The sequence below is a fragment of the Lishizhenia tianjinensis genome (genome assembly GCF_900116425.1).
GTDB classification, from domain to species: domain Bacteria; phylum Bacteroidota; class Bacteroidia; order Flavobacteriales_D; family Crocinitomicaceae; genus Lishizhenia; species Lishizhenia tianjinensis.
This window is the reverse complement of the sequence record NZ_FPAS01000001.1, coordinates 1,424,223-1,448,007: the sequence shown is the minus strand read 5'-3', so window position 1 is coordinate 1,448,007 and position 23,785 is coordinate 1,424,223. Positions and strand designations below refer to the sequence as shown.

18 protein-coding genes are annotated in these 23,785 nt (G+C 37.8%); 12 read left to right on the top strand and 6 right to left on the bottom strand.

Annotation, left to right across the window (positions count from 1 at the left end; all coding sequences use genetic code 11):
* Positions 1–99 precede the first annotated feature (99 nt).
* The 3 genes from BM327_RS06610 to BM327_RS06600 form a co-directional block, all read right to left on the bottom strand.
* Positions 100–753: a hypothetical protein gene (locus BM327_RS06610; protein WP_090247529.1), complete on the bottom strand. Its 654-nt coding sequence runs from the start codon at positions 751–753 to the stop codon at positions 100–102.
* Positions 714–1,829 (bottom strand): DNA polymerase III subunit gamma/tau, encoded by a 1,116-nt coding sequence (locus tag BM327_RS06605; protein ID WP_090247528.1) that lies wholly within the window; start codon positions 1,827–1,829, stop codon positions 714–716. The genes BM327_RS06610 and BM327_RS06605 overlap by 40 nt, the downstream gene beginning before the upstream one ends.
* Before the next feature lie 66 nt (positions 1,830–1,895).
* A complete protein-coding gene (locus tag BM327_RS06600) occupies positions 1,896–3,014 on the bottom strand; it encodes a hypothetical protein (RefSeq protein WP_139230281.1) in 1,119 nt (372 codons plus the stop codon).
* A 140-nt stretch (positions 3,015–3,154) separates the two neighbouring features.
* Here BM327_RS06600 and BM327_RS06595 point away from each other — a divergent pair, with 140 nt between their 5' ends.
* Genes BM327_RS06595 through BM327_RS06580 form a run of 4 tightly spaced genes read left to right on the top strand, consistent with a single transcriptional unit; the run spans position 3,155 to position 8,306 of the window.
* Positions 3,155–3,985, top strand: a complete 831-nt coding sequence (locus BM327_RS06595) for an ion transporter (protein WP_244526197.1) — start codon at positions 3,155–3,157, stop codon at positions 3,983–3,985.
* Positions 3,986–3,995: 10 nt separating this feature from the next.
* A complete protein-coding gene (locus BM327_RS06590; protein ID WP_090247525.1) occupies positions 3,996–5,600 on the top strand; it encodes a hypothetical protein in 1,605 nt (534 codons plus the stop codon).
* Positions 5,590–6,825, top strand: coding sequence for a hypothetical protein (locus BM327_RS06585; protein ID WP_090247524.1), 1,236 nt, complete (start codon positions 5,590–5,592; stop codon positions 6,823–6,825). The genes BM327_RS06590 and BM327_RS06585 overlap by 11 nt, the downstream gene beginning before the upstream one ends.
* Positions 6,813–8,306, top strand: coding sequence for a T9SS type A sorting domain-containing protein (locus BM327_RS06580; protein WP_090247523.1), 1,494 nt, complete (start codon positions 6,813–6,815; stop codon positions 8,304–8,306). Before BM327_RS06585 ends, BM327_RS06580 begins: the two co-directional genes overlap by 13 nt.
* Before the next feature lie 82 nt (positions 8,307–8,388).
* Here the strand turns inward: BM327_RS06580 and BM327_RS06575 are convergent, their stop codons facing one another.
* The gene (locus tag BM327_RS06575; protein WP_170853692.1) at positions 8,389–8,907 is read right to left on the bottom strand and encodes a KdsC family phosphatase; all 519 of its coding nucleotides are present in this window, start codon (positions 8,905–8,907) and stop codon (positions 8,389–8,391) included.
* On the bottom strand, positions 8,894–9,658 hold the full coding sequence (locus BM327_RS06570) for a Rossmann-like and DUF2520 domain-containing protein (RefSeq protein WP_090247521.1): 765 nt from the start codon (positions 9,656–9,658) through the stop codon (positions 8,894–8,896). The genes BM327_RS06575 and BM327_RS06570 overlap by 14 nt, the downstream gene beginning before the upstream one ends.
* A gap of 125 nt (positions 9,659–9,783) precedes the next feature.
* Between BM327_RS06570 and ccsA the strand changes: the two genes are divergently transcribed.
* From ccsA to BM327_RS06530, 8 genes are all read left to right on the top strand, one after another.
* A complete protein-coding gene (gene ccsA, locus BM327_RS06565) occupies positions 9,784–13,122 on the top strand; it encodes a cytochrome c biogenesis protein (protein WP_090247520.1) in 3,339 nt (1,112 codons plus the stop codon).
* Between the two features lies 1 nt (position 13,123).
* A complete protein-coding gene (gene bshB1, locus BM327_RS06560) occupies positions 13,124–13,843 on the top strand; it encodes a bacillithiol biosynthesis deacetylase BshB1 (RefSeq protein ID WP_090247519.1) in 720 nt (239 codons plus the stop codon).
* Positions 13,844–13,846: 3 nt separating this feature from the next.
* Positions 13,847–14,989: a glycosyltransferase family 4 protein gene (locus tag BM327_RS06555; protein ID WP_090247518.1), complete on the top strand. Its 1,143-nt coding sequence runs from the start codon at positions 13,847–13,849 to the stop codon at positions 14,987–14,989.
* 98 nt (positions 14,990–15,087) lie between these two features.
* Positions 15,088–16,797, top strand: a complete 1,710-nt coding sequence (locus BM327_RS06550; protein WP_090247517.1) for a T9SS type A sorting domain-containing protein — start codon at positions 15,088–15,090, stop codon at positions 16,795–16,797.
* A 179-nt stretch (positions 16,798–16,976) separates the two neighbouring features.
* The gene (locus BM327_RS06545; RefSeq protein WP_090247516.1) at positions 16,977–17,576 is read left to right on the top strand and encodes a BamJ family beta-barrel-assembly machinery protein; all 600 of its coding nucleotides are present in this window, start codon (positions 16,977–16,979) and stop codon (positions 17,574–17,576) included.
* Between the two features lie 61 nt (positions 17,577–17,637).
* The gene (locus BM327_RS06540; protein ID WP_090247515.1) at positions 17,638–19,029 is read left to right on the top strand and encodes an FKBP-type peptidyl-prolyl cis-trans isomerase; all 1,392 of its coding nucleotides are present in this window, start codon (positions 17,638–17,640) and stop codon (positions 19,027–19,029) included.
* 151 nt (positions 19,030–19,180) lie between these two features.
* The gene (locus BM327_RS06535; protein WP_170853691.1) at positions 19,181–21,193 is read left to right on the top strand and encodes a VWD domain-containing protein; all 2,013 of its coding nucleotides are present in this window, start codon (positions 19,181–19,183) and stop codon (positions 21,191–21,193) included.
* Between the two features lie 95 nt (positions 21,194–21,288).
* Complete coding sequence (locus BM327_RS06530) at positions 21,289–23,202, top strand: phospholipid carrier-dependent glycosyltransferase (protein ID WP_090247513.1); 1,914 nt, start codon at positions 21,289–21,291, stop codon at positions 23,200–23,202.
* Here BM327_RS06530 and BM327_RS06525 read toward each other — a convergent pair.
* The gene (locus BM327_RS06525; protein WP_090247512.1) at positions 23,199–23,756 is read right to left on the bottom strand and encodes a hypothetical protein; all 558 of its coding nucleotides are present in this window, start codon (positions 23,754–23,756) and stop codon (positions 23,199–23,201) included. The two genes, BM327_RS06530 and BM327_RS06525, sit on opposite strands and share 4 nt — an antisense overlap.
* Between the last annotated feature and the right edge of the window lie 29 nt (positions 23,757–23,785).

The following is a 23,785-nucleotide window of genomic DNA, read 5'->3' as shown; positions in this document are numbered from 1 at the left end:
CACGATTTCTTTTAATTTATTTTTGAAATAAGTGCTTGGTAGCCACTCTTCAATTGCTAAATCCAGCAGATATCCTGAAAATATCTCTAATGAGATGCTTTAAAAGTCTATGTCTAACTTAAAGAGTTTTTTCAAGGTCTCTAAGTTAGGGTTACGTTTGGCCATTTCTTCGAACCTGTCTTTACCGGTATACATTTTCTTTTTGCTATCCTCACTTTGGTTAACAGCACACTTTAATTGTATGTCAAAGTTTTTTAGTGAAGCTCTTAAGAATTGAACCAAATCCGCCTCGTGAGAACGCATGAATTCTAACTGTACTAAGTTATCTACATGGTGCGTGATGAGCATATCGTCCTCATTAAAATAAGGTTCGTTTACAGTAAGGGCAGAGAATAAGGTCTCAAGTCCGGCACTTTTTTGCTTAAAGGCAAACTGACGCCAGTACATTTTTAGGTCATCTAAGCTAAATTGTTCAGTTGGTTTATTCGCGCTACCACTTTGAATCGCCTTTTGTTTTTCTTCTTTTTGTTTACGCAGTAATTCTTGAATAGAAAGATTTCCATTTTTTAAATTTCCGGTAGGAGCAGAAAGTACTTTGGCTTCTTTTTTCTCTGCAAAGGATGCAAAGTTGGGGGCATTGCTCGCTTTTTTAGGAGCGGGAGCTTTATCTTTTGGATCTTGCCCTTTAAAAGGAATGATCTTTACGGGATCAGTTAATCTTTTTTTTTTTCGAATTCGTTTTTGATAGAGCACAGTTGCATCAAGGCAAGCTCTACTAATAAACGTTGATTCTTCGCAGCCTTAAACTGAACATCAGCTTGAGAAAGAACACCTAAGCTTCTCAATACCATTTGTGCGTCCCACTGATTGGCTTGGTCTCTGTATTTTTCCTTTACGCTTTCTCCAACTTCTAAAAGTTCTAAAGTGTTCAGGTCTTTACAAACCAAAAGATTACGCATGTGTTCTGATAAACCAACGATGAATTGGTGACCATCGAAACCTTTGTTTAAGATATCATTGTACAACATCAATGCTGAAGCAATATCTTCATTCATGGCTGAATCTGCTATTCTAAAGTAATAGTCATAATCCAGTACATTTAAGTTTTCAGTAACCGCCTTGTAGGTTAAATTGTTTCCTACAAATGTTACGATTTGGTCAAAAATAGATAAGGCATCACGTAAAGCTCCATCTGCTTTCTGTGCAATTAAATGCAAAGCTTCAGGATCGGCAGTGATGTTTTCTTTTACAGCAATTCCCGCCAAGTGATCAGCTATGTCTTTTACTTGAATTCTATTGAAATCAAAAATCTGACAACGCGATAAAATGGTTGGGATAATTTTGTGTTTCTCCGTAGTTGCTAAAATGAAAATAGCATGCTTTGGAGGCTCTTCTAAGGTTTTAAGGAAGGCATTGAATGCTGAAGTCGTTAACATGTGGACCTCATCAATGATGTATACCTTGTGTGTTCCTAATTGAGGAGCCACCCTTACTTGGTCTATCAAATTACGAATGTCTTCCACAGAGTTGTTAGAAGCAGCATCTAATTCGTAAACGTTTAAAGATTGACCTTCATTAAAAGAGTTACATGAGTCACAATTGTCACAAGCTTCAACTTCTGAAGAACGGTTGAAACAATTGATGGTTTTAGCCAGAATACGCGCTGTTGTAGTTTTTCCTACTCCACGTGAACCACAAAACAAGAAAGCCTGAGCCAGGTGCTCATTTTTAATTGCATTCTTTAAAGTAGTAGTAATGGACTTCTGTCCAACTACCGAGTCAAAAGTCTGCGGTCTGTATTTTCTAGCTGAAACTATGTAATCGCTCATGGAGCCACAAAAATAAAAATAAAATTCATCTGAGTAAGCACTGTTGATAAAGGCTGAAAAGAAAATTTATTTACGGCGTCTTTTTTTCTTTTTCTTCCCCAAGTTACCATATTGAACTCCACCGAATTCCTCTTCTTTTCTGGTTTTTTCTTTTTCTACCTTTTGCTCCTTCGCTGACGTTTTACTTTCGCCATTTCCTTCGTATTCTTCCTTAGGAACTGTCTTTGCTTCATGTGTTCCATTCTGAACGGGTGTGTTTCCTCCGTCAGGTGAATTCCATTTTTTGCGAATTTCAACCTCAACTACTGTATCTTTCTCAGGATCATAACGAGAAATTTTCATCTTTTTAGATTCTTCGGAGTTGGTTGCAATTACATCAGATTCTAAAACCCATGTGTCTTCAATGAATTTATAGGCGTCGTATGACATGTCTGGAACATAATATTCTCTAAAATCTTTCATGCTTGGAGATTCTGGAGATAAATGATCGAATACAATTTTTGCTCTCCTGTCGTCATAGCGCAAAGTCATCGTAGCTTTTTTAGAATGCTCCAAGAATACACGCTTGGCAATGCTCCCGTCTTCGGTTTCAAACATAGGGTAACCCAAGTTTAATTTTCTACCGTTGAAATAGAGTACATCCAAAAGTTTCATGTGAGAAAAGGAGTTGTTTAGGTCGTAACCCAAAAGCGTGTAGTAGGTTTTTCTTCCTTTCGTTACTTCAACTATGTCATAATACAATGCTCCGTACCAGTTGTTTTCATCCAGTGTTTCTTCCGGAAACATGGGCAGCATCATCGAGTTGTCTTTTAAATCATAGATGTCGTGTTCACCCTTCCTTTTTTTCTTTTTTAGGATGATACAGTTGTAGATGTTTTCATCTGGATTTAACTGAACGTTCCAACTAAAGATTCTAATTTGACCATCCGATGAAGTTATTTTCCCCACTGTGGTAAGCGAGTTAAAGGGATAATCAAAGGCTACTTTATTGTCTAAAAAGTTCAAAAACTCCGCCTTGAATGAGTCGTTATAAATAGGTAATAATGCCTCATCCTTTGTAGCGCGTAATTGATCTAGTCTTCTTTTTAGTATGCGCTCATCCAAAAGATTATTTGCCTGTTGAGCAAATAGCTGTGAACTAAAACTTAAGAAAAGTATTCCAAAAACAAATAAAGATTTTAGCATGTTTCTCATATTCATATCAACGCAAAATTAATAGAAATGTTTTGTGTGCCCCTTTAAGATGCAGACAGATCCGCAGAATGTTAAGAAAGTTACCGACTTCCCAGGAAAGGTTTTCATATAGTTTCATTAAATTAGCCAACGTGAGAGACAAGAAGAAACCAGCTACAAGTGATTGGCGTGCCAAGGTGCATGAGGTGATTTATGAGGCAGACACACGTGCCGGTAAAAATTTCGATATTATACTCCTTGTTGCTATTTTATTGAGTGTATTGGTGGTGATGTTGGAGAGTGTTACCTGGATCAATGAAGAGCTGAGTTGGTTTTTTCAACCCTTAGAGTGGGTACTCACCGTATTGTTTACCCTTGAATATATTTTAAGAATAGTGTGTATCCGCAAGCCGTGGTCTTACATATTTTCCTTTTACGGGATTATAGATTTATTGTCATTACTACCTACCTATATTAGTTTGTTCTTTACAGGTACACATTCCTTGGCGGTTATCAGATCCATTCGTTTATTGCGTGTTTTTAGAATTTTTAAATTGGCCCAATTCCTCTCAGAAGCAACAACCATCATGAAGGCTTTGCGCAATAGCAGGTACAAAATTTCCGTTTTCATGTTGGGGGTATTAATGATCGTGATCATAATGGGAACGGTTATGTACTTAGTGGAGGGAGGTCCAGATTCTAATTTTGACTCTATACCCAGAAGTATTTATTGGGCAATTATTACGCTTACAACCGTTGGTTATGGAGATATTTCTCCGGTAACGGCTTTGGGGCAGGCCATCTCGTCTATAGTGATGATTTTTGGTTATGCCATTTTGGCCGTACCTACAGGTATAGTTACCAATGAGTTTATAAAATCTGCAGGCGATAAATCCAACAATACGCAAGCGTGTCCGAATTGTTCTTTGGAAGGACATGATGATGACGCTAAGTTTTGCAAATTCTGTGGATCGGAACTCTAACCAACCAAACATGGCCACACACGTTACTTTACAAACTATGATGAACAAGAAAATTCTATATCTACTGTCTTTTGTTTTTTTTCTTTTAGCATGTAAGAAGGAAAAAACAACATGGGATACAAACTGGAGAGCTCCATTATTTAGGGATACCTTGAGTTTTCAACGAATGATAGATTCTAATCAAATAGGGGTGGAAAATGATCATTCTTTGCAATTGGTCCTCAATCAGAGGGTTTTGGATGCAGACTTATTTGAGTATTTAAATATTCCAGACACCTCTGTTGTGCAGGAGTTTAGTTTGAACTTCTTGAATTTTTTTGTGGGACCAGGGGGGAATATTCCTACGGATGTTACTGAATTTGAATTCGTACTTGATGATGTTGAACTGAACACCGTAATAATCAAGGAGGGTGTAGCCAGCGTGCAAATAGAAAACCCATTGGTTGAGCCCGCTATTTTTACCATTACTTTTCCTGGAGTCTCTAAAAATGGAGTTGTTTTTTCACAGTCTAAAGAAATACCCGCGGCTGTGAACGGCGTAGCAGGTAAGGATGTTCTTTCTTTTGATTTTTCTGATTATCAATTGGATTTAACAGGAGAGGATGGAACAGCATTTAATAAACTAGAATCCCAATTGGTGGTATCTTTGAGTCCGGATGGAAATGGAGTTAATGTGACCAATAATGATGTCTTTAGGTTTACCTTAAATATGACAGAATTAAAGTTGAAGTATGCCCGAGGTTATTTTGGGAATATACACATCGCCGATACGGAAACATTTACCCTAGACGAAATGAATAATATAGTTTCTGGAGCCATAGATGTAGCGAACGTAAATCTAGGGATGTATGTAGAAAATGGAGTTAACGTAAACGGTGAATTAACCTTAGAGCTTTTACAGAGTACGAATAAAGATGGGGTAGTGGTGAATATTCAAAGTCCACAACTTAATGTACCCCAAAGTTTGGATGCCGCACAAAATAGTAATGGAACATCCGTTCCAGGGGATGCCTTTTTTAATTTCACCTCCACCAATTCTAATGTTGAAGACTTTATTGAAAATCTAGGAAGCAGCTATAAGGTGGCTTATGACTTAGAAATAAATCCATGGGGAAATACAAGTGGAGGCTACGATGAAATTTATGAAAACAGTAGGTTTAGCCTTGATTTAAGGTCAAACATGCCTCTAGCACTTGGTGTGCAAGATTTGCTTTATAGAGATACCTTTGACTTTGAGTTAACCCAAGATTTAAAAGGGAACCATATTAACGCGGGCAGTTTAATACTAAAGGCCAAAAACTCTTTTCCTTTTTCTGGTAGTGTTGAGTTAAAATTGTTAAACGATTCCAAACAAGTTTTAACAACGTTAAGCTCTGCGAATATGGTTACTGCCGCTTATGGTGCACAGGTTACGAATTTGGCCGACTTCCCCAGTACAGAAAATGAACTTATCTATACCTTAAGTGAAGAACAAGTTGCCCTTATCAATCAGGCCAAATACGTAGGTGTGGAATTTAAAGTTGACGCAAACAATGCCAACGTTCAGCAGATATATTTAGAAAGCAAACTTGTGTTAGAATTATTCACCGATTTTGAATTGAGCCATGCCCTATAGAGTAATATTAATTAGTTTTTTCACCCTCTTATTACTTGCTCCAAATGCAAGTGCACAGTCTTATTTTGGTACAGCATTGAACATAGACACAACGCGTAAAGTGGAGTTGGACATACAGGGTTTAGGCTTTTATCATAGTTCAGCCTTAACTAAAGGTTATATACAAAACTTTACCAAGGGAGGTCACATTTCAAGTTCAGAAATTGACGAAGCCTACGGCGATCAAAAAGAGGTGAACGGATTAGGATTTAGTTTGTTTGCTCAAGTAGATTTGAAGCTGCACGAGGTAAATGTTGGTAAAAACAATCAGTTTGGATTAATGCTCTCAGCAGGAACAAAAACCATGGGAAGTTTAACCTATACCCAAGATTTGTTCGGACTAGTTTTTCAAGGTAATAGTCAACGTCTAGGTGATAGTTTAATGTTTAACTCTTCATCCTTGCAATTCGAGAGTTTCCAAAAATTAGGGGTTGGACTTTTTAATCGAAATACAAACAGTTTTTTACGTTTAAATTTTGTGGGAAGCAACAATACTTTGAACAGTTATTTACAGCAATCGCATTTTTACACTTCTTCGCAAGGAGATAGTATGGCTTTGGAGTTGGATGGTATATTAAAGTACAATGCAACTTCAAATTTTTATGCAGCTTATGGAGCAAGTGTAGATTTTGAGTATAACATGCCCTTTGGAGAAGAAAGTGATAAGTTTAAAGGTGTTTTATCTTTTAGTGTTAGAGATTTGGGGTTGATCTATGCCAAGGACATGACCTATTATAATGTAGACACCACTTTGAGTTTTAAAGGGGCCAACTTTGATAATATACAATCTATCTTTTCTCTAAATGGAGATGAGGTTTTGGACTCTCTTGGAATAAAGAGTGAAAAAGTGAGTACAATGAGGTTTTTGCCAGCAACCCTTGAGGTAGCTAAGCGCGTAGATATGAATAGAACCGATAGATGGCAATCAATTTTTGGGGTAAGAATGTATCCAACTTTGGTGAGTGTACCTCAAGTATATGCAGGAGCTCATTATCGCATCAACGAGAGTTTATCGGCGGGTGCAAGAGCCAGTTATGGAGGTTTTGGTGGATTCAGAGCAGGTGCTTATTTCAGATTGCATACTTCTGTGGTTGACGCCTTTGTAGCTACACAAGACCTTTATGGTTTGGTGAGTAAAAGAGGATTTGGTAATTCATTACAATTTGGATTAGGATGGTATTTATAAAATATAGTTTCGTATTACTTTCAGTTTTTCTGGGATTCACGCTTTCAGCTCAAATCTCATTTCATAGAATCTATGCAGGAGATGATTATGATTACGGTTATGATCTCTTCCAAATGGAAGATACTTCGTATTACCTCTGTGGAGCAAGTAGTAGTTTTCAAGACGGACCATCTCAGGCTATATTATTAAAAGTAGATAGTTTAGGAAATAGCATTTGGTCGAGAAATTATGGTGGAAGTGGACAAGAAGCTTTCTTGGCTATGGATAGAGCTGGAGATTACGGAATCTATGCGGGTGGTTACAGCAGCAGCAGCAATACTTCAGGAGGATTTGATGGATATTTAGCACGTTTAGATTTTGATGGAAATGTAGCATGGGATACCTTAATTGGTGGATCTGATTGGGACAGAATAGTGAGTCTAAAAGCAACGGCAGATTCAGGTGTGGTTGTATTAGCAAGTACCAAGAGTTTTGGAGTTGGTGGAGAGGATTGGTGGATACAACGTTATTCCAAAACAGGTTCGCTTTTGTGGGAACAGTTGTTTGGAGGTAGTTTTGATGATACGCCAACTGATTGTGAGGTAGCTAATGATCTCGTTTATTTAGTGGGGAATCACTACATAGCAGATTCGGCAATGCACAAGGGAGTAGTTTATTTTTTAGACCTTGCCACAGGTGCTCAAATTAGTTCAGACACGCTAGAGCTTGTAGGTAACTCTATTGTTCATGATATAAATATCTTTCCGAATTCAATCAATTTTAGTGGAGGTAATTATGTTGGAATAAGGGATAGTTCAGACATGATGATGGGGACAATAACGCCAGCAGGGCAGTTTGATTATATCGTAATAGAAGATAGGCAAGGTTTTGAAGAAGCGAACTGTTTTACTCCCTCTCTTGATTCTAGTTTTTTATACTTAAACAAGCAAGCCGCATTCTCACCGCACATTCCAACCTATCCAGACGGAGAAGAAGATTCTAAAGTCTATTCTTTTTACACAAACTATGTTTTCATTCCGAGTGGTTCTTTCTACTGTGATTACGGGGAAGACAAAACAGAGAATATTATCGCAACCAATGATGGTGGTTTTGCTTACATAGGTTATCAAGAGAAGTACACGGACTTTAAAGCAGGTTTATTTTTGGTGAAAATTGGTCCAAACGGAGAAGCGCCGCCTATTCAGAATCCAAATATTACCAATATTATGGGGGCCTCGTTAGGGACTTCTTCAGAAATAGCTGGAGATACAGACCTAAGCGTTTATCCAAATCCTTTTTCAACGCAGTTATCTGTAAACCTTAAAAGTGATAAGAAGATCGTTGGAGTCTATTTATATGATGCCATGGGTGGTTTTGAACACAAGCTTGAATACGATGGCGGAAAGCTAGAAGGTGATTTTCAAGATTTAGCACCGGGTGTATATTATTTGCACTTAGTATTAGAGGAGGGTGAAAAGATCGTGAAGGTGGTTAAGGATTGATTTAAATTATAAGGAATTAAAAAAGGACTTACGTTGCGTACATAAGTCCTTTTTTGTTTCATATCCTTTCTGTCTAAGAGGTCTACCAGTGCAGTGCTTCTTCTTTGAACCACTTATCTTGTACTCTTAAGGTTTGCTCTATGATGTCACGAACCGCGTGTCTACCTCCGTTAAATGGACTTTGGTAATCGGCAATTGCCTTAATTTCTACAGCAGCATCTTGTGGACATGCAGAAACTCCTACTTTTTGCATCACAGCATGATCTGGCAAATCGTCTCCCATGTACATTACCTCTCCATCCTCAAAGCCATATTTTGCTTTTAAGTCTTCGTAAACGCTTAGTTTGTTCGAGCTTTTCAAACATACTTCAGTAGCTCCAAGGTTTAATAGTCTTTTCTTAACAGCTTCAGAATTCCCGCCTGTAATAATCAAAACACGCATGTTCATTTTTACGGCATATTGAATGGCATATGCGTCACGAGAATTTAGTGTTCGTACTACCTCGTCTTTATATAAGGTAACATCTCCATTGGTTAGCACGCCATCTACATCAAAAATTAAAGTTGTGATGTGAGGCAGGTTTTCTTTATAACTTCTCATGATATTTCTTTTGAATAGAGCTACTTATTATTTTATAAATTTCTTTCTTATCGCCCTCTAATTTATCCAAATGCTGAGCAATAATTTGTTCATCATTTCTGCGGGCCGGACCAGTTTGTATGTCTTCTGGTGCTGAATTTTTTAATTTGTCAACCGCATTAAAAATAAGCGGTAGTAAATGTTCAAACTTACCTTTACTATTCTCTAAAAGTTCTTTGGATAAGCTGTACATATGGTTGGTGAAATTATTCGCGAAGACGGCAGCTAGATGCAATTCACTTCTAGTGTTGCTGTCTGCATATTCCACTTTTCTACTCAATTTCCAAGCAAGGTCGAAAAGTTGCTCACCGAGCTCCATGTTTTTAGCTTCAATGAAAAATGGAACTTCAAACAGGTTTACTTTTTTGCCTTTGGTAAAACTTTGTAGTGGATAAAAAACACCAACTTGTGGGTGATCTATATCTTTTAAGTTTACACTTCCACTGGTATAGGCTACCTTATGATGAGCTGCAATTTGCTCAATTAAACGAGCTGTTTGATCATCATTTACAGCTACCAAAACCAAATCAACTTCGGCTTTGTTGAGCATTTCTAAATCTTGATAAACTTCAAGTCCAAATTCTCGTGCAAAGGCTTGACTGTTTGCAAATGTTTTTGAATAAACACCAGAGATCTCTATGTGTTCATTTTGTAGTCCTTTACATAAATGCCAAGCTACATTTCCACTTCCTATGATTGCGATTTTCTCCATTTCTGTCGATGTGGAGTCAAAAGTAGTAGTGTAGGGGAGAACTACCTAAAAAAAACTGCAATTTCTACGACTTACCCAACTGCTTTCAGTATTTTTGGCGCGGAAATGACAGATAATTTAGTAGTATGGAAAAAGTAATAAGAGGTATATTTTCGATGGGAGCGATGACGCTCGGATTGATAGCCTTTGCTGTGGCAATTGGTTATGCTACATTTATAGAGTCGAGCTACGGAACGCCGGCATCTAAAATAGCAGTATTCAACGCTACATGGTTTGAAATCTTACTCACTTACCTTTGTTTTGCACTTATTGCAAACATCTTCCGCTACAAAATGTACAAGGCAGAAAAAATTGCCATGTTTACTTTCCACCTTTCTTTCATAGTAATTATCATAGGTTCTGGTGTAACGCGTTTCTTCGGTTATGAAGGAATGATGCCTATAGCAGAAGGAGAATCTACCAATATCATTTTTACGGCAACACCTAATGTTCAGGTAAAAGTAGATGATGGTACTTCTGGGGTTCAATACAGAGAGGCTCGTTTTTTATCGGAAGCTTACGACAACCCTTTTGAGCAAGAAATTCAATTTGGAAACCATGCTCCTATCAACGTTTCTTATGTTTCGTACGAAGAAAATTTAGTGCGTGAGTTGATCAGTAATGATACGACAACAGGAACGGTATTGGAATTTGTAGTTAGAGGTCAATCTAAATTTTTAAACGAAGGCGAAAGCATGTTGATAGGATCTGAGATTTTAGCATTCGAAGATCATACAGAAGGTTTTGTTCCGGATGTAAAGTTGTTTTTTGAAGGAAATACCCTTAAAGCACAAGCCATCAAATCTTTTAATAGAGTAAATATGGCCATGTTAAGCGTGGAAGACAGGCAAACTGGAAACATAGATTCAAGCGCAATACTTGTGGTTCCTTCAGATTCTGCAGTTGAGTTTGCGCCGAGGTATTTATACCAATTCACAGGTGATCAAATCATGTTTAAAGCTAAGCATAGAAATTCGGCTTATGCAGAAGTAAGATCAAATAAAAAAGATGAGGGCACGAATTATTTGACCATCAAAGTTGAACAAGACGGTAAGTCAGAATTGATGAGGTTACCTTACCAAAATGGTTCTGCAATCAAAGAAATTCCTTTCCAATTTAACGGTTTAAATTACTTAGCGGGATACGGTCCTGTACCTGTTGAGCTTCCTTTCTATGTGGCTTGTAGAGATTTCCAATTGGATAGATATGCGGGTTCTGATATGGCAAGTTCTTATGCCAGCGAAGTTAGTGTTATCGATAGTGTAAATGGAGTGTACAAAGATCAACGTATTTTCATGAATAACGTGATGGATTACGGAGGTTTCCGTTTCTTCCAATCGAACTATTTCCCAGATGAAACAGGAACTATTTTAAGTGTGAACCACGATTGGTGGGGAACCAATATTACGTATTTAGGATATTTATTAATGAGTATAGGTATGGTACTTTCATTAACTGCACCGATTAGTAGATTTAGAGAATTGAACAAAATGATTCAAAAATCGAGAGAGAAGCGCAGTCAATTATTATCTGTTGTTGTGGCTGTTTTACTTTCAACAGCAGCTTTTACTCAGGATGCAAAAATTGAAACGCACTCTACCAATGGGGATAATGAAAAAGTAGAATTAGAGGATGCGCATCAAGGTCATGATCATGATATGCACGATGGACACGATCATTCGGGGCACGACCATGGAGATCATGATGGACATGACCATGCATCACATGAAGGTCATAACCACGCTCCAGTTTCTGCTTCACAACAAGAAGTTCCTTCAGACTTTAACTTTGAATACATTAGTAAAGCACACGCAGAAGAGTTAGCCTCTTTATTGGTGCAAGATTTACAAGGTAGAACAGTTCCTTTCCATACATTGGCAGACAAAATGTTACGTAAAATTCATAGGGGACAAACCTTTGAAGGCTACAATGCTGTACAAGTTGCGATGAGTTGGTTAATGGCCGGACCAAAATGGGTGGATAGACCTGTGGTTTACGTTTCTTCAAAAATTAGAGATTCTGTTCATACAGGAAAGTATGCATCTTTAAAAGAACTGTCAACACCAGGAGCCATTGGAAACTTCAGATGGTTGGATGCTTACAACACAGCGCACAATAAACCAGATTCTCGTAAAAATGAATTTGACAAAGAAATCATAAGATTAGGAGAGCGTTTTAACTACCTCTACAATTTCACCAACTATTCCTTTAAGTATTTAAAAGCCGTTCCTGTGAAAGGAGATGTTATGGCAACGTGGATGATTCCTCATTTAGATTGGGAAGCGAAGGATGAACAGGGGATGAGTTTATTGATGGATTACTTGTCTTTAACAATCCGTTCGAATGACAGTGCTGAAAATGAAGCGCAAGCCATAGAAACCTTAACGGCATTGAAAAAATACCAACGCGCAGAAGGTACAAGCGTAGATACACCATCAGAATCTGAAGTGAAGATTGAAATCATGTACAACAACATGAATATCTTCAAAAACACACAGAATGCCTATTTAGTAATAGGACTAATGTTGTTGATTATTTTCTTCATCCGTACTTTAACCGTTCCTTCACAACGTTCAGAAAAACTCTTTAAAAGAATCAGTTTGCCCTTTATCATTTTAGGAGCTGTTGTATTTATTTATCACTTGGTAGGATTGTTCTTTAGATCTTACATTACAGGAGAAGTTCCATGGACGAATGGATACGAGGCCATCATCTACATTGCTTGGATTTTGGTAATGGCAGGATTTATTTTCATTAAAAAGAACCCAGTAATTTTAGGAGCTTCTATCATCTTATCGGCCTTGTTACTTTTTGTAACGGAGTTGAACTTGTTAGACCCAGAAATTGGAAACATGCAACCTGTATTGAAATCATACTGGTTAATGATACACGTTGCTATTATTACTGCTTCTTATGGTTTCTTAGGACTATCAGCAATTTTAGGATTGGTGAATATGGCCTTATACTTAGCAAGAACCAAGAACAATGGTAAGCGTTTAAACATGAACATTAATGAAATTACTTATGTTTCAGAAATGACCATGACCGTTGGTTTGTTCATGTTAACGATAGGTACTTTCCTTGGTGGTGTTTGGGCCAATGAATCTTGGGGACGTTACTGGGGATGGGATCCAAAAGAAACTTGGGCTCTTGTTTCTGTATTGACGTATGCCATCATTTTACACTTGAGATACATACCAGGATTAAAGGATAAGTTTATCTTTAACTTGGTAAGTTTATGGGGCTATGGTTCCATCATTTTTACCTTCTTTGGGGTGAACTTTAAATTGACAGGATTGCACTCTTATGCCCAAGGAGATGGAGTTGCAGAAACACCACAATGGGTGTATACAACCGTGTACATTTTCTTAGCCTTCTCTATATTGAGTGGAATAAGATACTACATGTTTAAGAAACAAAAATAATATGGGAAAAGTAGATATACTAGCTATTGGAGCACATCCAGATGATGTGGAATTATCGTGTGCAGGGACTTTGTTGAAAGAGAAAGCTGCAGGAAAGAAAATAGCAATTGTAGATCTTACAGAAGGTGAATTGGGTTCTCGCGGAACAGTGCAAACGCGCTATCAAGAGGCAGAGAATGCAGGGAAGATATTGGGAATTGAAGCCCGTCATAATCTTCGTTTAGCCGATGGCTTTTTTGAACATACAAAAGAGAATTTGTTGTTGCTGGTAGAGCAAATCAGAAGGTTTAGACCTGAAATTGTTTTGGCCAATGCTGTAAGCGACAGACATCCGGATCATGGTAAAGGTGCCAAGTTCATTTCTGACGCTTGTTTCCTCGCTGGTTTGTTGAAGATAGAAACAGATTTTGAAGGTGAGTCTCAAGAAAAATGGCGACCAAAAGCTGTTTACCATTACATTCAAGATAGACATCTTAAACCTGATTTTGTAGTTGATGTTACCCCTTATGTAGAAGATAAATTCAAGTCAATTTTTGCCTACGAAACTCAATTTTACAAAGAAGGTTCAGAAGGACCGAATACGCCCATATCAGGAAAAGAATTTGTGGAGTTCTTGAAAGGGAGAATGCGTGAATTTGGTAGACCTATAGGAGCAGAATTTGCAGAAGGTTATACAGTAGAGCGCATCGCAGGCGTTAATTCCTTGTTCGATTTAATTTAATTTTTGAAAAGTCCTCGCAAGCATATCTTATTTCTATGCAGTTGGTTTCCGAATAGAGAGAAAGCACTAGAGGGAAATTTTATTTTAAAACACGCCACCTATATTCAAACTTTTGTCAATGTTCACCTTTGCTTTGCACGGTCATCAAAAGATAATGTAGAGAAGTTTGAACTTGAAGAAGAAATCATTGAAGGAGTTCGGGTAACCAAGGTATATTACAAGAGTTCTACTCTACCCGTATTGAAAACTTTCATCAACCTGCAACGCTATGTGAAAGCCATGAAAATGGCCTATGCGAAAGGTGGAGTAGCGTATGATTTGGCGCATGTGAATGTGGCATTCCCAGCCGGACTTTTTGCTTTACATTTGAAGCGTAAGCACAATTTACCTTATATCATTACAGAACACTGGTCGGGGTATTTATCGGCTACTAAAATCTTTGAAAAGAGTTCTTCTTTTATAAAAAAGATACACCAACGTATCTTTAAGGAAGCTCAGCATATTTTTACAGTTTCAAATACACTCGGCGAGGCTTTAAAGCAACATCAGTTGATAAACGACTTTGAAGTATTGCCCAATTATATAGATGTAAATTTATTCTCGCCATCAGCGCAAAAAGCATCCATTTTTACTTTTGTTCATGTTTCTACTGTAGATGAAATGACGAAGAATTTTAATGGGATCTTAACAGCTTTGCGTGGACTGAAAGAGCAAGGGTTTGACTTTAATTTTAACCTTGTCGTCGAGGCTGATGAAAAAGAAGTTGCCGAGAAGTTGAGAAAGTTTGGTTTAGATGAGCTGACAAACCTATACAGTTATTTACCTTCTAAGGAAGTAGCACGTGTAATAGGAGAAAGTCATTGCTTGATTCAATTTAGCAACTTCGAAACCTTCTCAATAGTTTTGGCAGAGGCTTGGTTGTCGGGTATTCCGTGTGTCTATAGCAAATGTGGTGGTTTAACCGATTTAGCCGATACTGTGCTTGGAATTCAGGTAAATAAAAAGGATGTTAATCAACTTCAAAGTGCATTGCGTCAGATGATTAGCGAAGGTGATACCTATTCTCCTAATGACATTCATGAAAGGGCAAAAAGCTTTTTAAGTCCAGCACTAATTCGCGAAAAGTATGAACGTTTGCTAGTTTAAAACTGCCGTTTAGAAACTCGTAACGAAAAATTTAAGTTTTTTTAAGGATACGATAATTTGTTTTATTAGATTTAGATTGCTAAAACAAATTATAGATTATGAAGAAAAAATTACTTTTAATGTGCAGTATGCTGATTACGACCTTGTCTTTCGGGCAAGTTATCTTTTCAGTTGAAAGTCCGGCCTCAATTGGAGGAAGTAAGGATATGACTTACGCACCAACGACAACTTGGACGAATACTCCAGATTTAACAGACCCAGCAAATGCCGTATTAGGAACATTAGCTTTTGCTAAAGATGCCTCAACAGGTGATTCTTTAAACTGTATGCAAACGGTAACGAATGTTACTGGAAAAGTAGCTGTATTGTACAGAGGTTCTTGTGAATTCGGAACGAAAGCATTGAACGCAGAACAAGCAGGTGCAATCGCAGTAGTTATCATTAACAACCAAGCAGGTGGACCTGTAGGTATGGGAGCTGGTGCTGATGGACCATCAGTTACTATCCCTGTAGTTATGATAGGTGACCTTGATGGTGCTATCATTGTGAACGAGATGGCAAACGGACCAGTAGATGTTTTTATTGGGAACAAGTCAGGTTTCTACGCAAACGATTTAGGATTAAAAGCAGGAAACGTTGTTAGAGCTCAGCACTATGCTACGCCACAGTTGTTAGCACAGAACGATACAGAGTTTGACATTCAAACAGGTGCTTACGTGTACAACTTTGGATTTAACAACCAAACAAACGTTACCTTAAATGCAACAGTTACTTTAAACGGTACTACTTTGTACGACGAGACATCTTCAGCTTTTAGTTTATTGGCACAAGATTCAGTTTTCGTTAGTTTACCAGTATTCAATGAGCCAACGTACGCTCAAGGAAACTACGAAATGGTTTACACGATTTCTTCTGATTCTACAGATAACTACGCTGGTGATAATTCAGTAAATGCTGATTTCCAAATTACGGATAGAATTATTTCTTACGCTTCTTTAGATGCGAACGGATTACCAAACAATAGTGGAGGTTTCCGTCCTAGTACAGGAGCTGACTTCACAGCATGTATGGCTTACAGAAATGATAACGCTTCTAGAATGGGAGTTGAAGGAATGTACTTTACAGCAATTACAGGAGCATCTTCTGGAGCTGTTTTAACAGGTGAGCCTTTCATCGTATCAGCATTCCAGTGGGATGATCAATTCACAGATTTAAATGATGCAAACGCAGGAGTTAACTCTTACTCTCAAGTTGCATTTACAGAGTACATTTTTGAAGGAGATTACCAAGATTCTAGTGTGTTCGCTAAGTTTGATGATGCTTTCGTTATGTTAGACAACCAAAGGTACTTGTTCTGTGTTTACACAGGTAATTCAGATGTTTTCATCGGGTACGATCCTAATGTAGATTACACAACGAATATTGAAGACGTATACTTACAGCCACAAGCTCCAAACTTAAGTAGCCAGTGGTTCTTAGCAGGATTTGGTTTCGAAGAAACTCCAGCTTTCGCATTAAAAACGTTCCCTGCTGATGAATTAGGTTTAGATTTAATTGAAGAGGATATCAATGTTACTGCTTTCCCTTCTCCAGCAAATACGAACTTAACGGTTTCATTTAACGATAATGAAGTAAGTACAATTACTATGGTTGACATGACAGGTAAAACAGTTAAAGATATCGCAGTAAGTGCACAAGCAGAAAATACAGTAATCAACGTTCAAGATTTAGAGAACGGTGTTTACATGTTAAACGTAAGTTTAGCAAATGGAGCGAAGAAAGTAATCAATGTAGTGGTGAACCACTAAGCTTCAATAAAAAATTCCAAAGAAGGGATGCCTTAGGGTGTCCCTTTTTTTTGTCTATGTATATTTTCAACATCCAAAAGCGTGAAATTTTGTGAAGAAGAAACATTAGGGCTTAAGGAACTGCCATTTAACTTCTTCCTTTAAAACAAACTCCTATCTTTGCGCTAAAATTATATTACATGTCACAAGAAATAGAAGCAGTAAGTTACTGTGTAGGAATGAGTATTGCAGGAAGTTTAATGCAACAAAGTTTAGAAGGAGTACAACCAGATGCTTTATTAGAAGGAATTACAGATGCATTAAGTGGAAAAGCTCCTAAATACAACCCAGAGGAAGCAAACGCAATCATCCAGAAATATTTAACAGCAGCAAACGAAGCTAAGTTTGCAAAGAACAAAGAAGTAGGTGAGGCATTCTTGGCAGAAAATGCGAAGAAAGACGGTGTTATTACTACAGCTTCAGGATTACAGTACGAAGTAATCGCAGAAGGAGAAGGAAACATGCCAGCTGTAACAGATACAGTTAAAGTACACTACCACGGAACATTAATCGATGGTAACGTATTCGATAGCTCAGTACAAAGAGGTGAACCAGCTCAGTTCGGATTGAACCAAGTAATCAAAGGATGGACAGAAGCTTTACAATTAATGAAAGTTGGTGCAAAGCACAGATTGTACGTTCCTCAAGAATTGGCTTACGGTGCAAACCCACACCCAGGTGGACCAATCCAACCGTACATGACCTTAATCTTTGATGTAGAATTATTAGAGATTCTTTAAGAAGAACCTTTCTGAAGTGGGGTGTAGTGCCCCACTTTTTTAAACCCCAAATATAAAATTCATGAAAAAAATATTCTTTGGAGCATTAACTTTAGCTCTTGTTGCTTGTGGTGAGAAATCATCAACTGGTAATTATGATGATCTTACTTTGAATTCTATCGAAGAAAAGATCTCTTTTTCTATTGGAGCTGATATGGCTTCTAATTTTAAGAATTTCCCCGATACAATTTTTAAGCAATTAGATTTTGAACAGTTGGAAGCAAGCTATGTTGCCGGATACGCTAATTTTTCAGATGAACAAAAGAGCGAATGTGAGCAGATTATGCAACAGGTAGTAAAGCAAGATTTGTCTATCGATACTTCTGCTTTTTCTATGGGTGATTTATCGGCATGTTACGGAAACTACCTTGGTGAAGCAACAAGATTAATGTTAGAGACAAAAGATGCAGAGAATGTTTTTGATATTGAAATCGCAAGAAAAGGATTTGCAAGAAGTCTTGTAAATACTGATACTTCTTTAATTAGCGAAGAAGAAAGAATTCAAATTGTAGAGAATTTTTACAACGACCTAACTAAAAAATCAGCAGCGAAATTAATGCAAGACGCAAAGGCAAAAGCTGGAGTGACTGTAATTTCTGAGGATGTTATTTTAGAAGAGGTAAGCAAGGGTAATGGTGAAACATTAGTACCTAATTACGAATACAAAATGGTGTTGGTAATGCAAAATACCTTTGGTGATACTATGCTTGCTACCATCAAAGATTATGGAATGAACGACGACATTAACAGTCAGGTTTTACAATTCCAGGATAGAAGATTAGTAGAAGGATGGAGAGATGCCATGGCGCAAATGGAAGTAGGTGGAGAGTACAAAGTGTACTGTTCAACAGACAAAGCATTTGGTGAAGAAGGATTAAGAAACCCGAGAAATGGTAGCTTTATTTTCCAACCATACGAAGCCTTAACGATCACAACAAAAGTAGTTGCACAGAATGAAATTGGAGCAGTAGCCAAACAAAAAGGTGAAGACTTAATTGCAGCTACTTTAAAGCGTCCAAATACGAAAAAATACCCAGAAGGATATGTAATCGAGACTTTGAAAAAAGGTACAGGTAAAACGGTTCCTGCTGGAGCAGACGTAAAAGCGCATTACATTTTATATGATGCGGATATGAATGAGTTGCAAAACTCTTACAAAATGTCATTAAGTACTGGAGGAGAGCCTTTAGCATTCAACTTGAATGGTGTGGTTAAAGGTTGGACTTTAGGATTACAAAATATGCAAATTGGAGGAAAGTATAGATTATACATTCCTTACGATTTAGGATACGGAACACAAGGGAATGACTTAGTTCCACCTTACGAAACGTTGGTTTTCGAAATGGAGATCTTGGAAATTGGAGAAGCTGGAGAGTTTGTTCAACCAAGAAGTCCTATGATGGGAGGAATGTAAATCATTCAGTTTTGTAGAAATTGAAATCCGTAGTCTGTAGGCTACGGATTTTTTTTGTTACTTGGCATAGACTTTGCTTTTATTGAAGACAGAACATTCAACTTCTATTCAATTGATCGCGAAATATATGAGGTTGACAAAAATTAACACTATGAAAACATTTTACACTCATTGCATTTCTATCCTGCTGACTTGTACCGTGGTTACCACAGGTTTTGCTTTTCAGGATACTACCCAACAAGTCACACCTACCGAAACTCAATTTAAAGAAGAATTGAAAGCCGTCAATACCGTATTAATCGATTGGGATATGATACGCGGAGAATGGATGGCCAACAATCTTTCCAATATTGCTTTTAACCGACCTTTAAGTGAAAGAACTTTTACAGAAGATTTTACAGTAGCCGAGTTTGTTGATTTCATGCCAGAGGATAAGCGTGAAAGTATACAGAAGATAATCGCAGAAAACCTCGAAGACCAAGATACCGGGAGAGTTTCTACCCAAAATCAATGGCGCGTTATGGAGAGAACTTTTGGTAAAGTGAAATGTTCTACAACTTCTGGGAGAACCTATGGAGACCCACACATCTCAACTTTCGACGGTAAAAGTTATTCTTTTCAAACAGTAGGAGAGTTTGTACTTTCTAAATCTACTCGAACTTCTTTTGAAGTACAATCAAGACAAAAAGCATCTACAAGTGATGTTTCATTAAATATTGCAGCTGCTATGAACGTTAATGGCGATAGAGTAGCGTTTTATACCAATCAATTTCCAGACAATTTTCACTACGAACCTGTAAGAGTAAATGGAAGAGTAGCCTACGTGAATGCGAGTTCTTTACGTCTTTCCAATGGTGGTGTTATCCGAAGAAAAAGTAACAAAAGTTATGTGGTTACTTGGCCAACTGGAGAACAAGTAATGATAGACTTTAGAAGAACTGGATCATTTGATTTTATGAACATCAACGTAGAAGTTCCTACATGTAATTCTGGTGAATACACAGGACTCTTGGGGAATGCGAATGGTAGAAGAAATGATGATTTAGATTTGAGTTCAGGTCGTTTAAACGATATAGGTTTCACAGCAAGTGATAGGGATGTTTTTGGAGGACTTGGCGGAGCTCAAAGAGAGAAGGAAAGAGAATATTTAAGATACATTGCCAGTGATTATGCAGCGGTTTATAGAGTGAATTCAGTAACCACTTTGTTCGATTATGGCTTTGGTCAAAACACAGCTACCTTTACAGATTTATTTTTCCCACGTCAGCATAGATCTATAAGTGATATTCCAGACGGAAGAAGAAATAGAGCGAGAAGAAGATGTTTGGATCAGGGGATAGCGCCAGAAAATATGAATGCTTGTATATTCGATGTTGCCTTTGTTGATTTAGATCCAGAACCTAACAGAAGAATTCCAAGAGCTACGGAGGGAGTAACTTTCAAACCAACTCCAGGGTCTGGTAGAAGACCAGCAGGAACAAATACAAATAATACACCTGGTTCAAGTACAGGTCGTATACCAGGAACAAATCCGAACGGGAATGTAGATGGTCAAGTGAATGGAGGTACAGTTTTATCTGGTGAAGATGCTATTAAAGGTCCTGTACGTATAGATTCAACTTTTGGTGCAGCTAAGCCTCAAACCATAGCTAATCCAGAAACTGTTTCTCCATCGAGAAATGAGTCACCAATTCTTACAACGCAAGAAAAGAAACCTGCAAATGTGATAACAACAGAAAAACCAGTTGAAGAAAGCGAAAGGAAACCGATTCAAACCATAGAAAAAGAACCTGTTCGCACGCCAACACCTGTGGTGAAACCAACAAAAACAACAGAGCGTACACCGCCAAAAACGGTGATAACTCCTCGAGAAAATTCACCAAAACCTCGACCAGCGCCGCGTGTTATTACACCGAATAAGCCGAAGGCAACTCCGCGTCCAGTTCCAACTACTAGACCTGCTCCAAAGCCGGTTCCTAGAGCGAAACCAACACCGCGACCGGCACCGAAACCTAGGCTGGCCCCTAGACCGGCGCCAAAGCCAAAAGCTACGCCGCGTCCAACACCACGCCCAGCGCCTCGCGTAACACCGAAGGCTACACCCAAGCCAACTCCAAGGGTTAAACCTTCTACACCATCGGTTGTAAAGCCAAGAAGAGGTTAAAGAAAGAAGATTATAATTTGAAGGAAGAGTTGTCTAATTGTAGGCAACTCTTTTTTTTGTTACATTCGTAACAACTGTACTACTAATAGAAGCATATGTCAAAAAAAATAACCGAGAAAAAACCAAGTCCTATCACTGCTATTCTCAAAAAAGCAACCCTTTATTTATACCTTTTAGTAATTAGTGTAAGTTACTTTTCCACCTACCCAGAAACCTATGATGAAAAAGTGTTTTTAGGGGGAGATAATGCCGCATATTATTTGTTGGGTAAAGCGATTGCAGATGGAGAGGGCTATGTGAATTCGCACTTATTGAATAGTCCGGCAGCCAATCATTTTCCACCTGGGTATAGCTTTGTTATTGGACAAGTACTAAAAGTAACAGATGGAGACATACAAACCATTAAGCATTTGAATGGCTTCTTCTTTTTGTGTGTATTGTTGTTGATCTTTTTCATTGCTAGAAAACTAAGTAAGAATGATCATTTGGCATTTGTGACTTCCATGTTCCTGTTGTTTAACATGCACTACCTTATGTATTCAAGTATCGTGATGTCTGAAATGATATTCGCATTTTTCTCCTTGCTTACCATTTTTGCATTTATTCAACGTAGGGAGGATATTCCCTTTTATAAGTCGCCATGGTTCTTTGTAGGAATTATTGCAATGATTTTTGCCATCTATATTCGAACGCAAGGTGTGGTATTTCTTGGGGTGTGGATATTGTGGGGCATCGTTAGAAAAAATTGGTTGCCTATGATAGTAGGTGTTTCTATAGTAGTTCTAGCTCTTGTTCCTTGGCAAATTAGAACGTCTAATTTGGGAGGTTCCGGTTACCAAAAACAATTAAAAATGGTAAACCCTTACAACAAAAGTTTGGGTGAGGTAGATTTTGATGGTTTTTTAACCCGAATGGGCAATAATGCAACCCGTTATTTAGGTAAAGAAATTCCGAATGCTATAACACCAAGATTTTATGTTAACTATAAAAAAGATGCCTCTGGGGTAGTTCCAGGACCAACGGTTGGTGGTTATTTGTTAGGATCACTATATATAGTTCTCCTTGTATTTGGTGCTTGGCGACTCAAAAAATGGCGTTGGTTTATGCTCTTTTATTTGGGAGGAAATTTAGCCGTATTCTTATGTTGGCCAGACGTTTGGTTTGGGGTCAGATTTATGTTCCCCGTTATTCCATTAGTTACCTTTTTAATTTTCTTTGGATTGTTTGAATTGGTGAACATTGTGCTTAAAATGGTTTCCAAAAATAAAAGGGAATTGGCACCTGCGCTGGCCCTTCTGTTTTTAGTGTTCTGTACATTGCACTTAAAACCTTATGATCAATACAAAAGAAAGGCAAATAGTCCTTACCCTTTAAACTGGAGAAACTACATGGATTTATCAAAATGGGCAAAAGAAGGAATTCCTGAAGGCAGCGTAGTGGCGTGTAGAAAGCCTCACTTATTTGCCATAGAATCGGATAAAAAAGTTTCCTCTTTTAGATACACTGCAGAGCTAGATACTGTTTTAGCAGATTTAATTGATAATGGTGTTACCCATGTGGTTGTTGAATCTATAGGATTTACTGCAACATTTAAGTATTTGTATCCAACCGTTCAGAAGTATAGAGATAAGTTTAGAATGATACACAGAGTGGATCCTGAAGAAATACTACGTCAAAAAAATCCAGCAGCCTTTAAAGGGAAGAATTCTACGGGTGCTTTTATTTTTGAATTTAATCCTAATGTAGGATACTTTGGAGAGTTTGATGAAAACAATAAACGATCTGGTCAAGGTAAGTTTATCCGCACAGATGGAACCGTGTTTGAAGGACAATGGAAAGATGGGACTTTACATGGACAAGCTGCTTTTGTAACACCTCAAGGGGAGAAATACGAAGGGAATTTTGACAAGGGCAAAAGGCAAGGTTTATTCAAATACACCGATACTACCCAAGCTGTATATAACATGGTCTTTCAACAAGATACTTTAATCTCTAAGACCAAAATTTAATAAGGTGTTTTTTGTTGTAACTCACTTTCGAAGTACCAGCGATAAATTAATTTTAATAGCTCTAAACGTATAAATGGATGTTCAAATTCTTGGGCATCCAAATGCTTTAGATATCGATCAAACACGCCTGAGATGTGTATGTTTTCTGAAGAACTGTAATAGTTCTGTAAATCTACTTGTAATTGATAATAGGCCGTTTGTGCCAGAGTCAGAGAGTCTACATCAAAGGAATTGAAAACACAAGCCTGAAGGTTTTGAGGATTTAAGGTTAATAAGGGCGCTTGTGCAGAAATGCGTATAGGGTATTTGTCAAAATAGATTTCTTTAGAGAGTTCATCCAATAAATCTTGGTAAGCCGCATAACTGCTGTTGGCCAGGAGTCCTGCTTGAATAAGGTCTTGCTCAAAGCTCAGCAAAGTGTCTGTAGCATTAATGCCATAACTTTCGTAGTATTTGTTTTGACACACCTCTACAAAGTCGTACACCTCTTCTTTTTCACCTGTACAACCAACTCCCAATAGGAATATCCCGAAAAACAAACGCGCTTTTTTCATGCCTTAATCTTTAGCTTCTTCTTTTAACG

Excerpts from the sequence above, each read along its gene's own strand:
- ccsA (WP_090247520.1), top strand. The coding sequence starts at position 9,784 with ATGGAAAAAGTAATAAGAGGTATATTTTCGATGGGAGCGATGACGCTC.
- BM327_RS06585 (WP_090247524.1), top strand. The coding sequence starts at position 5,590 with ATGCCCTATAGAGTAATATTAATTAGTTTTTTCACCCTCTTATTACTT.
- BM327_RS06575 (WP_170853692.1), bottom strand. The coding sequence starts at position 8,907 with ATGAGAAGTTATAAAGAAAACCTGCCTCACATCACAACTTTAATTTTT.
- BM327_RS06525 (WP_090247512.1), bottom strand. The coding sequence starts at position 23,756 with ATGAAAAAAGCGCGTTTGTTTTTCGGGATATTCCTATTGGGAGTTGGT.
- BM327_RS06580 (WP_090247523.1), top strand. The coding sequence starts at position 6,813 with ATGGTATTTATAAAATATAGTTTCGTATTACTTTCAGTTTTTCTGGGA.
- BM327_RS06535 (WP_170853691.1), top strand. The coding sequence starts at position 19,181 with ATGAAAACATTTTACACTCATTGCATTTCTATCCTGCTGACTTGTACC.
- bshB1 (WP_090247519.1), top strand. The coding sequence starts at position 13,124 with ATGGGAAAAGTAGATATACTAGCTATTGGAGCACATCCAGATGATGTG.
- BM327_RS06530 (WP_090247513.1), top strand. The coding sequence starts at position 21,289 with ATGTCAAAAAAAATAACCGAGAAAAAACCAAGTCCTATCACTGCTATT.
- BM327_RS06590 (WP_090247525.1), top strand. The coding sequence starts at position 3,996 with ATGGCCACACACGTTACTTTACAAACTATGATGAACAAGAAAATTCTA.
- BM327_RS06550 (WP_090247517.1), top strand. The coding sequence starts at position 15,088 with ATGAAGAAAAAATTACTTTTAATGTGCAGTATGCTGATTACGACCTTG.
- BM327_RS06545 (WP_090247516.1), top strand. The coding sequence starts at position 16,977 with ATGTCACAAGAAATAGAAGCAGTAAGTTACTGTGTAGGAATGAGTATT.
- BM327_RS06605 (WP_090247528.1), bottom strand. The coding sequence starts at position 1,829 with ATGAGCGATTACATAGTTTCAGCTAGAAAATACAGACCGCAGACTTTT.
- BM327_RS06600 (WP_139230281.1), bottom strand. The coding sequence starts at position 3,014 with ATGCTAAAATCTTTATTTGTTTTTGGAATACTTTTCTTAAGTTTTAGT.
- BM327_RS06570 (WP_090247521.1), bottom strand. The coding sequence starts at position 9,658 with ATGGAGAAAATCGCAATCATAGGAAGTGGAAATGTAGCTTGGCATTTA.
- BM327_RS06540 (WP_090247515.1), top strand. The coding sequence starts at position 17,638 with ATGAAAAAAATATTCTTTGGAGCATTAACTTTAGCTCTTGTTGCTTGT.